This window comes from Wocania arenilitoris, assembly GCF_021728535.1.
In the GTDB taxonomy this organism is placed as follows: Bacteria; Bacteroidota; Bacteroidia; order Flavobacteriales; family Flavobacteriaceae; genus Wocania_A; species Wocania_A arenilitoris.
On record NZ_JAKKDU010000006.1, the window covers coordinates 149,139 to 163,870 of the forward strand.

General features: G+C 30.3%; 7 protein-coding genes and 1 other RNA gene. 5 read left to right on the forward strand and 3 right to left on the reverse strand.

The annotated features are described in order from the left end of the window. Nucleotides 1–3: 3 nt before the first annotated feature. Both L3X37_RS06605 and L3X37_RS06610 read right to left on the reverse strand, forming a co-directional pair. On the reverse strand, nt 4–4,620 hold the full coding sequence (locus L3X37_RS06605; protein ID WP_237239378.1) for a non-ribosomal peptide synthetase: 4,617 nt from the start codon (nt 4,618–4,620) through the stop codon (nt 4–6). A 22-nt stretch (nt 4,621–4,642) separates the two neighbouring features. Next, nucleotides 4,643–5,878, reverse strand: coding sequence for a HupE/UreJ family protein (locus tag L3X37_RS06610; protein ID WP_237239379.1), 1,236 nt, complete (start codon nt 5,876–5,878; stop codon nt 4,643–4,645). A 321-nt stretch (nt 5,879–6,199) separates the two neighbouring features. On the opposite strand from L3X37_RS06610, the gene L3X37_RS06615 reads away from it, so the two are divergent. The 4 genes from L3X37_RS06615 (at nt 6,200) to L3X37_RS06630 (ending at nt 13,424) form a co-directional block, all read left to right on the forward strand. Beyond that, a complete protein-coding gene (locus tag L3X37_RS06615) occupies nt 6,200–6,448 on the forward strand; it encodes an acyl carrier protein (RefSeq protein WP_237239380.1) in 249 nt (82 codons plus the stop codon). A 6-nt stretch (nt 6,449–6,454) separates the two neighbouring features. Continuing rightward, nucleotides 6,455–10,597 carry a non-ribosomal peptide synthetase gene (locus L3X37_RS06620; RefSeq protein ID WP_237239381.1) on the forward strand — a complete coding sequence of 1,381 codons (4,143 nt, stop codon included), beginning with the start codon at nt 6,455–6,457 and terminating at the stop codon, nt 10,595–10,597. 66 nt (nt 10,598–10,663) lie between these two features. After that, on the forward strand, nt 10,664–11,059 hold the full coding sequence (locus L3X37_RS06625) for a hypothetical protein (protein ID WP_237239382.1): 396 nt from the start codon (nt 10,664–10,666) through the stop codon (nt 11,057–11,059). 130 nt (nt 11,060–11,189) lie between these two features. Continuing rightward, the gene (locus L3X37_RS06630; protein WP_237239383.1) at nt 11,190–13,424 is read left to right on the forward strand and encodes a TonB-dependent receptor; all 2,235 of its coding nucleotides are present in this window, start codon (nt 11,190–11,192) and stop codon (nt 13,422–13,424) included. 17 nt (nt 13,425–13,441) lie between these two features. Here L3X37_RS06630 and L3X37_RS06635 read toward each other — a convergent pair whose 3' ends face one another. Continuing rightward, on the reverse strand, nt 13,442–14,476 hold the full coding sequence (locus tag L3X37_RS06635) for a glutaminyl-peptide cyclotransferase (protein WP_237239384.1): 1,035 nt from the start codon (nt 14,474–14,476) through the stop codon (nt 13,442–13,444). 88 nt (nt 14,477–14,564) lie between these two features. Here L3X37_RS06635 and ffs point away from each other — a divergent pair. Then, an RNA gene (gene ffs / locus L3X37_RS06640) (signal recognition particle sRNA small type) lies at nt 14,565–14,663 on the forward strand. The last annotated feature ends 69 nt before the right edge of the window (nt 14,664–14,732 follow it).

Sequence of the window (14,732 nt, forward strand, 5' to 3'; positions counted from 1 at the left end):
TTATTAAAGCTCTAAATCGTTAAGAAGATTATCTAAATCATCTTGATCTAGATCTACATCTTCAAAATCTGATGGTGTGTATTTTACAGTATTAGAGCTTATGCAATGGGCAACAATATTTTTTAAAGCTTCATTAAAACCACCAATTATAGTTTTTATGGTTTCAGGTTTGTGTATTTTATTAGAAAAACTCCAATTTAAACCTAATATGCCATCTTTAATTAAAGCGTTTATTTCTAAATAATAATGTCTTTCACTTAACGTATGTCTTGTATTTTTTGATAGAAACTCTATATTACTATCTCCTGTACTTTGCTTACCTAAAAAGTTGAAAACAATTTCAGGATATTCAGTATTTCCTAAGCTAGAAGTTAAATATCGCAGCAAACCATAACCTATGCCCCCATTGGGTATTTGGCGCATTTGCTCTTTTATTGTTATGATTTTTGAAGCTAAATCTGTAGTCGATTCAAAATTAAATGTTTTAGGAAAAAAGGCTGTAAACCAACCCACAGTATTAGATAAATCGATGTCGGTATTTAAAGTTTCTCTACCATGTCGCTCCATAGCAAGTGTTATTTTCTTGTTGTTACACCAAAGGCTTAATACATCAACCAAAGCAGTTAAAAGTAATTCGTCAATTTTTGTATTATAGGTATTGTTAGCATTATTAATAAGGTTGTTTGTTATTGATTCTTCAACTTCAAAATAAATGTCGCTAACGTCTTTTTCAAATATAGGCGGCTTGTCTTCAAAATCTTTTGGGAGGTTAATTTTGTTTGCTATCTGTGTTTTCCAAAAATCTATTTCATCGGTTATGGTTTTTGATTTTGCCAATGCTAATAAATGATTCCCCCAAGTTTTAATAGATGCTGTTTTAGTGTTTTTTTCTGAAAGCTTATTGTTATAAATAGCTTCAGTATAACTATTTAAAATTATCTGCCACGACACAAAATCTATGACCAAGTGATGTGCTAATAGCAAGATGCTGTTTGTTGCAATATTGCCAGTTTCAAAATAAATACACTTAAAAAGACAATCCTTTTCAAGCGTTATGTTTTCTTGAATGTCTTTTAAAACAGTTTCGATTTTTGAATTGTAATTTGAAGGATTTTCGTTTGAAATATCAACAGTTATAAAAGCTTCAACATTTGTTGGATTTAAAACTTTAGCAGTCCATTTTTTGTTTTCTAGATAAAAGCTTAATCGCAGTGCATCGTGCATTTCTATCACATGATTTGTGATTTCAGAGAGCAAATTTTTATTAGCGGTTTTTGGTAAATCTTGTATTTTAAATATTTGATTCCAGTATTGTGGAGCCGTTTTATGGGTTTCAAAAAACCATTCTTGAATAGGCGTTAATGGCACTTTGCCAATAACCATTACCTCGGTAACTTTGCTTGTTTCGTTTTCTAAAGACACAAACATAGCTAATTCTGAAATGGTTTGATGCTCGAACAATTGATTAGGGGCAATAACCAAACCTGCTTTTCGTGCTTTTGCTATAATTTGAATACTTAAAATGGAATCGCCACCAATTTCAAAAAAGTTATCGGTAATGCTTAGCGATTTAATATTTAAAATATCTTCCCAGATATTAAGTAGTTTTTGCTCAATGTCGTTTTTTGGTTTTTCAGCGCGGTTGCTGTTACTTGGTTTAAGTTCAACTTGAATTTTGCTAAGTGATTTTTTGTCAACTTTTCCATTAGGAAGCTGAGGGATTTTTTCAATTAAAACAAAACTACTCGGAATCATGTAATCGGGTAATACTTTTTTAAGCTGAAGTTTTAATTCATTTTCATTAAAAGGTTTCTTTGGTATTATATAAGCAACGAGTCGCTTTGGTTTGTCTTCATCTTGTTTTACTAAAACAACGGCTTGATTTACTAGCGTATTTTTGCTTATGGTGCTTTCAATATCATCTAATTCTACGCGGTAACCCCTTATTTTAATTTGCTGGTCTATTCGCCCTAAAAACTCAATAGTTCCATCATTTCTGTATTTAGCTAAATCGCCTGTTTTATATAGTTTTTCGTTTGTGTTAAAAGGACTTTCAACAAAAACCTTATTAGATAAATCAGGTCTGTTTAAATAGCCTTTTGAAAGTCCGTCGCCACAAATATAAATTTCACCTGAAGTACCAAAAGCAACTTTATTTTTATCGTCGTCTAACAAATAAATTTGTGCATTTGCAACAGGCTTTCCAATTGGGATTTGCGTTTTTTCTAAATCAGAAATTCCAATTTTATGGGCAATACACCAGACTGAAGCTTCTGTTGGCCCATATTCGTTATAAAGTAACACATTGGGTAGGGTTTTAAAATGAATTTCGCAAAGCGATTTTGGGCAAGCCTCTCCAGCAACTATAACTGTTGTTAAACTTTTAAGCTTGTTAGCATCAACATTTTCTAATATAACTTTATATAAAGATGGAAGCATTAGCGTGTGGCTAACGTTGTGCTGTTCAATAATATCTACAATTTTTACAAGGTCTTGTTCAATTCGTTTTTCTGCAATTACTAAATTTCCACCTGTGCAAAGCGTCCAGAAAATACCAGCTTTAGAGCTATCAAAAGAAATAGACGATATGAGTAAAAACGCCGAAGGGTTTTCAGTGTAAAAATCTAATCTTCCAGCAGTGGAATTGATAATATTCGTATGGGTAATGGGAACACCTTTTGGTTCGCCTGTACTGCCCGAAGTGTAAATTATATAGGCTAAATCGGTCCCTTTTACTATTGGTAATTCAATAGTATTATCATTTTGTGAGCTATCAATTTTATCGATTAAAATAGGGTTTCCTTTAAATTCACTAAAAAGATTTAAAAGCGAATTTTGAGAAACAATACTATCAACTTTAGCATCTTTAAGCATAAAATTAACACGCTGTTTTGGGTATTCGGGATCGATTGGTAAATACGCGCAACCAGATTTTAAAATGCCCAACATGCCAATAATCATATTTAAAGAACGATCGATACATAAACCAATAATTCTGTTTTCAGTTTTAGTTTTTATTATTTCTTGGGCGATTCGGTTAGCTTTTTCGTTTAATTCTTTATATGTAATTGCACTATTTTTAAAGGTTAAAGCTACATTATCAGGATGTTTTTTAGCAATATTTTCTATTATAGAATGGATGCTTTTAAACCCATTAAAAGCAGTTTTATGTTTTGCATTATTTGAATTAAGTAAATTTTTGTCGGTTTCAATTAGTGCAGGAATAGTATCAATCGTTTTGTTGATATGCTCAACAACATACTCTAAAGTGTGTTTTAAATGTTGCTGAAATCTGTTGATAGTTTCTTCTTCAAACAAATCTGTAGCATACTCAAAAGTAGAGTTTAATTCACCGTTGTTTTCAGTTATAAAAAGTGTCAAATCAAACTTTGAAACATCTGGACTATATTCAAAACTATCGAGTAATTCGACATCTTTTCCAAACAATGGATATTCTGGTTTTGATGCATAAACAAACATAACTTGAAAAAGCGGGTTTGTTGCCAAAGATCTCTCAATATTTAATTCTTTTACCAGCGCATCAAACGGAAGGTCTTTGTTTGAAAGTGCTTCCATAGACATCGTCTTAACTCTTTTTATGAATTCTAAAATAGTGAGTGATTTTTTTACTGATGTTCTAAAAACCAAAGTATCAATAAAAAGCCCAAAAACTGATTCTAATCCTTTTTTATTTCTATTAGAAACAGGTGAGCCTATTAATATATCGTCTTGGTTACTAAATTTTTGCAGTAATATATAATACGCCGCTAGAAACAAAACAAATGGTGTGATTTCTAGTTTTTTTGCTATATCTAGGATTTGAGAAGAACTTGTTTTTGAAAAGTTAAAAACATGATGTTTCCCCTTATATGATGGCGTGTTTGGACGATTAAAATCTGTTGGTAGGTTTAAAAATGGAATATCGCCAGAAAGCTTGTTTTTCCAATAAGCTTTTTGGACATCAAAGCTTTGATTGAGATTTTGCCAATGTGCATAATCTACAAAATTGATGGTATTTTCGTTTATCTCTGGTAATAACCCGCTTGACAGTTTTGTGTAATTATTGGCAAGTTCTTTTTTTAAAATACCCATTGACCATTGGTCTGCAATAATATGATGCAGGGTTAAAAACAATATGTGTTTGCTTTTACTTAATTTTAAAATTGATGCTCTTATTAAAGGAGCAACGGACAGGTTAAAGGTAAAATCTGCCTGTTCATTTATAAAGTTTTTTGCTTGTAATTCCGCCTTGTTTTCTGCATGATTACTAAGGTCTTTAACAGTAATTGGTAGTTTGGCTAGCGCATCAATTTTTAAAACAGCTTTGTCATTTTCAGTTGGATAAAAAGACTTTAAAATTTGATGTTTTTCAAAAATCAAGTTTAGGCTTTCTTTTAAAAAATCTATATCGAGTTTGCCTTTAAACAAATAATATTCTGATAGATTATAAAACGTATTATCAGGATTTAACTGCTGTAAAAACCAAAGACGTTGTTGGGTATTAGATAGTGTATAGCTAGAACTAATAGGTACTTTAGTTATTTGTAAACTAGTACTTTCTTTTTTTGTTCTATTTTTCCACCTATCGAGTAAAGATTTTTTCTTTGTACTGTCTTCCATAAGGTTGTAAGTTAATTAATAATTAACGCAACCCTAACCAAACAGCAAATTCATAGCCTCTGCGTCTAATATAATCATCAACTGGTAAATCAATATCAAAAGCACGCTCAATTAGCCAATAAAGCGAAATGATGATAAGTAAAACAGACATATAAACCAAAAACTTAGGATATAATTTGAGTTTACGAATTAGGTATAGCACAGGGAAAATAGCAGCAATAATGGCAACTTGCCCTATTTCAACACCAATATTAAAACCTAATAATGATAGTGTTAAATGTTCTCCGTTAAACCCTAAATCACCTAAAACACTAGCAAAACCAAAGCCATGGAATAAACCAAAAACAAATGCAATAATCCAGTCTTTTCCTTTAAATATAGGTTTAATATTGTGGTAGGCTGCTAATCCAATAGATAAAGCTATTACAGACTCCACTAATTGAGATGGTAAAACAATAATTTGTAATGATGCTAAACTTAACGTAATGGTATGTGCAATTGTAAAAAACGTTATAATTTTTATAATATATAAAAAAGCAGGTTTAAATTTTTTTACTGGTACCCAGCTCCAAATACTAAAAGAAGTGTTATCTGTTTTCTTTCTCCTTACAACTGCAGGAAGTATTAATGCTATAATAAATAAAATGTGGTCTAACCCAATCCAAATATGCCAAACGCCTTGTCTTATCATAGCTTTAAAACCTGTCCAAACAGAACCTTCTGTTAAATCTAATGTTTTGGTCCAATTATTATTACTAAAATCAAGTGCTATAATACTTTCATTGTTAAACAAACCAGCTTTCCAGTTGTATTCCATTCCCAATAAATTCATGTGATTGGGTTCTTCCTCAATAAAAACCTTGTAGGTCACATCTAGTTTATCTGGAGTTTCTTGTGTGTTTTCTAGATAAAAATTTACTAGTACAAAGTCGCCGTAGCCAACTTGTAAAAATTTAATTTTGTCTGTAAATACAATATTATACGTTTTACCCAAAGATGAAAACGAGGTGTTTTCTAACAGATATTTTTTTATTTTACTCAAATGCGGTGTTACCTCATCAATTGATGTCCTTTTGCTTAAATTAAGACCAAGTACATCATTTAATTCATTTACGTTAATATGAAAATCGCCTTCAATATTGGCATTTTCATATACTTTTAGATATAGTAAACTATTGTCTGGATGATGAGCAAAAGTTTTACAAATAGGACTTAATAAAAAAATAAGCAGTAAAGTACGAAGTATATATTTATTCATAGTGGTTAGTTTAAAAACACGTCTTCTATTGAAAATGTATTTTATCGATTTTTTGTTTCAATATCGTAATTATTGAATTATTCCTAAGTTTTTACTACTCTTTTTTCGATAAATTCAAGTAATTAGTCGTTAAACAACTAATTTTTAGCTTCTACGGTATAGAATATTGATATATCTTTACTTTTTAAGTTATCAAGTTATATATAAAAATGCTATGAATGTATACTTAGTTAATTTAAATGCTTTTTTATTTAAAGCTTTTAATTAACAAATAACTCCCTCAGTAATTTATTTTTTGAAATTATTTTTAGGCTATATCATATGAAATTAAGTGATGCTTTAAGTACTTATATTAGTAAAGAAATATTAGAAGAAACCTCTAGCAAAATAGGCATAAAAGAAGAGCTTTTATCCTCTGGAATAGTAGATTCTATTGGAATGATGCGAATTGTTCGTTTTGTTGAAAAAACATATAAAATTAATGTTCCTTTTGAGGATATGACTATTGAAAATTTTATGACTATTGAAGCTATATCTAATTATGTTTCAAAGAAATTAGACAAAAATTAGTAGCTAATGAACCAACCCGAAAGTATATATAGTTTAACTCAAAGTCAAACCTCAATATGGTTTGGGCAAAAGTTAAACCCAAAATCTCCATTATATAATGTGCCTTACGCTTTTTATATAAAAGGAGAAATTGATGAGGGTGTTTTCATCAAGGCATTTCAAGAAATGATTAAAAAAACAAATGCTTTAAAAACGGTTTTTGTTGAAAAGGAAGGAATACCATACCAAAAATTCTTAGAGCACCTTGATTATCATATAAAGGTTATAGATGCAACGAATGATAAACTCGATGATTTTACAATTAGCGATTGGTTGCAACAACGTAGCGAGCTAACATTCGATTTAAACAAACCATTGTTTGACAGTGTTTTAATAAAGCAAGAGCAAGATGTATACATCTGGTATCTAAATGTGCACCATTTAATTACTGATGCATCAAGCTCTGTAATTCTTTTTAATAGGCTTTCAGATATTTATGGTGAATTAAAAGATACAGGATTCACTGAACAAAAAGTATACTCTTATGTAGATTACTTAGCATATGAAAAGAAAGAAAGAGAACGTAATTTAGATATAAGAGACTATTGGGATAAAAAAGTTGAGAACCTTAAAAAAGTCCCATCCCTATATGGAGTTAAAAAACGGAATAGGTTTACTACAAAATCCAATAGGGTAGTTTTAACCTTAGATTCAAAACAAACAGAGTTAATTCATAATATAGCCAATGATGACGATATTAAATCTTGGAATAAAGAACTAACATTGTTTAACATATTCTCAACACTGCTTTTTGTTTACTTATACCGAGTGAGTGGGCAAAAAAAATTAGCTATAGGTGCACCTATACACAATAGAATTAAAAATACGTTTAAAAATACTGCTGGCTTATTTATCGAAATATTTCCTTTGGTAGCTGAAATTTCAGATGCGGATACTTTTAATTCGATTTTAAAACGCATTAAAAATGAAACAAACACCTATTTAAAATATGCTGTTACTGGCACTGCTTCAGCAACAGTAAGCAGAAGTTTTAATACCATTTTTAATTTTATAAATGTTGGTTTCCAAGATTTTTATGGATTCAAATCCAATGCAGAATGGATTCATCCAAATCATAATGACCCAGCACATCAAATACGCTGTCATATATATGATATGAATGATACTGGTGAGCTAAAAGTTGTTTTCGATATTAACGAGGATGTCTTAAAAGTAGATAATGTAAATAATATTACTATCCATTTTTCTAAAATCATAAATGCATTTTTAAATAATATAAACCAACCAATTGGTTTGGATAGTATGCTAGCGCCTTCAGAGAAAAAATATTATTTACCACAAAACCTAGAAGCCACAAAGTCTTATCAATCAATTTTAGAGCTTTTTGAGTTGCAGGCTAGTAAAACACCTAATGCTATTGCATTGCAATGTGGAAATGAAACATTAACGTTTAATGGTTTAAACAAAAAGGCTAATCAATTAGCAAATTATTTAATTGATGCATATAAAATTGGTTTTGGCGATAAAGTTGCATTATATAATTATAGAAGTACTGAATATATCATATCGCTTTTGGCAGTTATAAAAACTGGAGCAGCCTTTATTCCTATTGATGCCAACCAGCCTAAAAACAGGGTTGTGTTTATGCTTTCTAATTCTAATGCATCATTGGTTATAATAAACAATAATTTAAAATCAAATATTGAAGCTATTAATTATAAAGTGTTTTGCTACAATGATTTAGAAGTTTTACTTAAAAACCAGTCAACCAAAAATATAAATAGACCTCTAAGGCAAAACTATTTAGCATATTTACTCTATACTTCAGGGTCTACAGGTAATCCTAAAGGGGTTTTAGTTTCTCAGGGTGCGTTATCAAACTATTTATTGTGGGCAAAAGATTATTACTCTATTACAAGCAAAAGTGTAATGCCATTGTTTACTTCAATAGGATTCGATTTAACAATAACCTCTACTTTGTTACCATTTATTAGTGGAGGACGATTAGTTGTTTATAAAGAAAGCCCATTTGGACCAGATATGTCTTTGTTTCAAGCTCTTGGAGATAATTATATAAATACTATAAAGTTAACACCATCACATTTGTCATTTCTAAACGATAGAGATTTAGTAAACTCCAATATACATACAATTATAGTTGGCGGTGAGGATTTTAAAGTAGCTTTATCTATATCAATAAAAAAGGCATTTGGTAATTCCGTTCAAATTTTTAATGAATATGGTCCAACCGAAGCTACCGTTGGTTGTATTGTTAGTGAGTTTAACCCAGCAATTCATAAAGATAGTTCGGTTCCAATTGGAAAACCTATTACTAATATGCACGCATATATTCTTGATGAATATAAAAATTTGGTGCCAAAAGGGGTTATTGGCACATTGTATTTAAGTGGCAGTAGTTTAGCAAATGGTTATTTAGGTTTAAATGAATTAACTAAAGAAAAATTTATAGATAACCCTTTTGTTAAAGGACTAAAAATGTATAATACTGGTGACTTAGCTAGAATAAATGAAAATGGAGAATACGAATACTTAGGTAGAGTAGATGAGCAAGTTAAGTTGCGTGGTTACCGAATTGAGTTAACTGATATTGAATCAAATTTAAATAATATTACCGGTATTGAAAACTGTGCAGTTGTTTTAGCTGAAAGTGCTAAAATTAAAGTTGCCGAAGAAGATGTTATAAACTGTACAGATTGCGGATTGCCTTCAAATTACCCAAATACAGATTTTGATGAGCACGGAGTTTGTCATTTATGTAACGCCTTTAAAGGTTACAAGAAAAAAGTTGAAAAGTATTTTAAAACCGAAGAGGAATTAAAAACAATTCTAACTAAAAATAAAGGTGAAAATCCAACTTACGATTGCTTGTCTTTATTAAGTGGAGGAAAAGATAGTACATATATTTTAGCTCAACTAGTTGGTATGGGCTTAAAAGTTTTAGCATTTACTTTAGATAACGGATATATTTCTGAGCAAGCCATTGATAATGTAAAACGCATTGTAAATAAGCTTGGTGTTGATCATGTTTTTGGAACAACTGAGCACATGAACGAAATTTTTATCGATAGTTTAAATCGACACCAAAACGTGTGTAACGGTTGCTTTAAAACCATTTATACTTTAAGCACCAAAATAGCTTTGGAAAAGCAAATTCCTTATATAGTTACTGGTTTATCACGTGGTCAGTTTTTTGAAACACGTTTAACTGAAGAACTTTTTTGGGATGAAGAATTAGATGTTAAAAAAATTGATGACACTATTTTAGAAGTTAGAAAATTATATCATCGCGAGGAAGATGCTGTAAAGGAATTATTGGATGTTTCAATTTTTGAAGAAGATGAAGTTTTTGATAAAGTACAATTTGTAGATTTTTATAGATACTCAGATGTTAGTTTAGAAGATATGCTTACGTATTTAGATGAAAAAGTAGGCTGGGTGAGACCAACAGATACTGGTCGATCAACCAACTGCTTGATTAATCAAGTAGGGATTTATGTCCATAAAAAAGAAAAAGGGTATAGTAATTACTCCTTTCCTTATAGTTGGGATGTGCGGCTAGGGCATAAAACACGTGATGAAAGCCTTGAAGAAATCAATGAATATATAGATGAAGTTGAAGTAAAACGTATTATGGATGAAATTGGATATGAAGAATCTGATGCTTTTGATAATGACGAAAAACTTGTAGCCTATTACACGGGTGATGCATCAATTTCAGTCAAAGACATAAAAAAACAATTATCAAAGCAATTACCAGATTATATGTTACCATCTAATTTTAAACATTTAGATGAGATGCCACTAACTAAAAATGGTAAAATTGATAAGAAAACGTTGCGAAGTTTTAATACCGAACAAATTGAATTAGAAACTGCGTATGTTGCACCAAGAAATGAAGTAGACGAACTTATAGATGGTGTTTGGAAAGAAGTTTTGCGATTGAAAAAAATAGGTATAAATGATAATTTTATTGCATTAGGAGGGCATTCTCTAGCGGCTATTCGTGTTACTTCAAGATTAAATGAAGAGTTAGACATGGAAATTCCGCTTAATAAAGTATTCAATTTACCAACTATTAAAGAATATTCAGATTATTTAGAACAAATCATATTAGAATCATTAGGATAAATGAATAAAACTTAATTGAAAAATTTTAAAACACATATAATAAAACTTACTGCTATTGTGATAAGCATGATATATTTACTTATGCCCATACACAAAGAGGTTAGAAGCACGTTACATCGCATTTCACATTTTTTAGAAATGCCCAATACTATATTATCACACAATAAATATGAAAATATTAATTATAATCTTACAGCATCAGCTATTACATATCACGAGCATAAAATATTAGATTTATTAAATAATTTGACTGAAGCAAATAGCAAAACAAACGAGTCAAATAAACCGCATGTAGTTATAAGCAAGATTGATAAGCATTTTCATTTATCAAAATATGGAGTTTTAAAATTAATAGAGACTAAGTCATCTTTAGCTATTGATTGCTACAAAGAAAAATTAAAAACACTTTTTTATAAAAAAATAAAAATCCCTCCTAAGAATATAAGTATTCAGCTATCATAAAAATCAGTTATAAACTTATAACTGAGATAGCTGCTGTATTTAATACAATTTATTTCTTTATCAATAAAAATTGCTTGCATGTTACCCAGTCTGTTTGCTTGGGTAGTATATAATTATAAAATGAAAAAACATGAAAAAACATATACTTTTATATACGCTTTTAGCTGTTTTTAGCAGTGTTAAAGCGCACGAATTAAGTGGTATTGTTACCTCAGAAGATAACAATAAACCACTACAAGGCGTTGGAGTTTACAACAAAACCACTGGCGCATATACTTATACAGATGTTTCTGGCTATTTTGAGCTGGATGATATTTCGGTAAACCACATTATTTACTTTTACCAGTTAGGTTACGAAAATCAAGAACTTATAATTCTAGAAAAGCATTTAGATAGTGAAATTAATATCAAACTAAAAATATCTTCAGCATCTTTAGATCAAGTTTTAATCGTTTCTAAGGTAAACGTTTTAAGTAATTTTGTTAACGTTGATTTAAAAACAAGTCCCGTAAAATCATCACAAGAAATCTTAAGAAAAATTCCTGGTTTAATAATAGGTCAGCATGCCGGTGGAGGTAAAGCAGAACAAATATTTTTAAGAGGTTTTGATATCGATCATGGTACTGATATCGCTATAGATGTTGATGGTATGCCAGTTAACATGGTATCGCATGCACACGGACAAGGATATGCCGATATGCATTTTATTATTCCTGAAACTATTGAGAATTTAGATTTTGGAAAAGGGGCGTACTATGCAAATAAAGGCAATTTTAATACTGCTGGTTATGTTGATATTAAAACTAAAAAAACCATTGATAATAATGTTATTTCTGTTGAAGCAGGACAATTTAATACCCTTCGTGCCATGAGTATGCTTAAAATTTGGGATGGAGAAAACAGTAATGCTTATATAGCAAGTGAAATGAATTTAACTGATGGCGTTTTTGAATCTCCACAAAATTTCAACCGTTTAAATGTAATGGGGCGGTATAACTATAATAATTTCAAAGACCAAGAGTTTAACCTGTCCCTTTCTCACTTTCAAAGTAAATGGGATGCTTCGGGGCAAATACCACAACGAGCCGTAGACCAAGGTCTTATTAGTAGGTTTGGAGCTATTGATGATACAGAAGGAGGTAATACAAGTAGAACTAATATATGGATGAATCATGTTAAACATATTGATGAGCATTCAAATATTAAATCATCTGCTTATATCTCTCAATATGATTTTGAATTATTTTCGAATTTCACATTCTTTCTAGAAGACCCAATAAATGCAGACCAAATTCGTCAGTATGAAGATAGAACAATAATTGGAGCAAAAAGCGTTTATGAAAAATCATTTCATTTAGACGATCATGATAAACAGTTAAAGTACCAAGCAGGTATTGGTTTTAGATATGATGATGTAAATGATGTACAATTGTCTAGAACAAAAAACAGAAAAGAACTTTTAGAACGATTAGCTTTTGGCAATGTAGATGAATTAAATGCTTTCTCATTTTTTAATTTAAATTATAAAGTAAATAAGTGGACATTTAATCCAGGAGTTAGATTAGATTATTTCACATTTGATTATCAAGATTTACTTACCGAAGCGTATAATAGTAAAAGTGAAAACAAGGTATTGGTAAGTCCTAAAATGAATTTTATTTATGCTGCCTCACCACAAACTCAGTTTTTCTTAAAAACAGGCTTAGGATATCATTCAAACGATACTCGAGTTGTAACAGCCAATAATGGAAGACAAATACTTCCAACTGCGTTTAGTACAGATTTAGGAACCATATTAAAGCCAACCGATAAATTAGTACTAAATTTTGCGCTTTGGTCGTTGTTTTTACAACAAGAATTTGTTTATGTTGGAGATGCAGCTATAGTAGAACCTAGTGGAAAAACAGCAAGATATGGACTGGATTTTGGACTTAGATATCAAATTGCTGATTGGTTGTATTTTAATACTGATGTTAATTACACACATGCAAGAAGTACAGAAGAACCATCTGGTCAAGATTATATTCCGTTAGCACCAGATTTAACTTCGGCAGGTGGTTTAAGTTTTAAAGATTTAGGAAAATTTTCAGGTGGTTTAAGTTACAGATTCGTTAAAGATAGACCTGCAAATGAGGATAATTCTATAGTTGCTGAGGGCTATTTTATAACAGATTTAAGCTTAAATTACAATCATAAAAATTGGACTTTTGGTTTAATAGTTGAAAATTTATTAGATAGTGAATGGAACGAAACTCAATTTGCAACAGAAAGCAGATTGTTTAATGAGGCTAATTCTTTTGAAGAAATACATTTTACTCCAGGAACGCCCTTCTTTTTAAGAGGAAAAGTATCGGTAAGATTTTAATTTATGCTTATGAGTAATTATTTTTCAACAACTTCAACTTCAAATAACTTATCCCAGCGCTTGCCTGTTACAAATATAGTTTTGGTTTTTGAGTTGTAAGCAATACCATTTAAGACATCAAGTTTTTCATGCTGTGTTACTTTTTCTTTTAAAGAAGAAAAATCAATTACACCAACAACAGCCCCATTTTTAGGGTTTATAATAGCAACACCATTTTTTTGGTAAATGTTAGCATAAATTTGATCGTTAATCCATTCCAATTCATTAATACGCCCAATTTTTCCTTTATTAGTAAAAATTTGTATGTAATTTTCCTCTACTAAAGTTTCTGGATTTAGTATCCATATTTTTTCGGTACCATCACTTTTATAAATATTGTTTTCATTATTGCACAAGCCCCAACCTTCTTTACTGTTGCCGTATTTAAAGCTACTTAATTTATCAAACGTATTTACATCGTAAACAAAACCAGTGCCCTTTTGCCATGTTAGTTGGTAAACTTTATTATTTAAAATGGTTAAACCTTCGCCAAAATATTCATCGGCTAAATTTATATTTTTTATAATTTCCCCAGTTTTATAATCTACCTTTCTAAGTTTAGATTCTTTATATTGCCCTGTGCTTTCATAAAGTGTATCATTAAAAAACTCGATACCTTGGGTGTACGAGGTTATATCGTGCGGATATTCGTTTATAATATTAAAGGTATAGATTTTTGGGGCTTCGTTATTTAAAATAGTAACATTGGTATTTGCGGTTTGTTTTTCGTTATTGTAATAAGCATTAGCCTCAATGGTATATTTTCCTAATTTATGATTGTTTAAGCTTAAGGTTTCATTGATTCGCTTTCCGTTTAAAGTGTAAACCACAGAATCTATAGTGTGATTCTTTTTGTTTTCCAACGAAAGCTTTAAGGTATTTGATATAGTAATATTGCCCTTTTCGGCATTGGTTTTAATAGAGAAATCATTTTTTTTCTGACCCGAATTTGAACCACAAGAAACTAAAAATGTACTTAAAAATATGATATTGAGTTGATTAAAAAAACGCATGATTGACTTTAATTTTGCAGCAAGATATTTATTTAAAAACAGTTTAAAAAATTATTGTGAAAATTTTAAAAGGTTGTATCTTTGCGCTTGGCAAGTCCTACACAACCAGCTCCTGTTGAATCCTCCAGGGCGGGAACGCAGCAAAGGTAAATGGTTGTAGCGGTGTGATGTAGGTAGCTTGCCTTTTTTTATGCGCTAAATTTAAGGTTTCTTATCATTTCATTTTTGTAATTTGGTGCTTTATTAGTGTAATTTT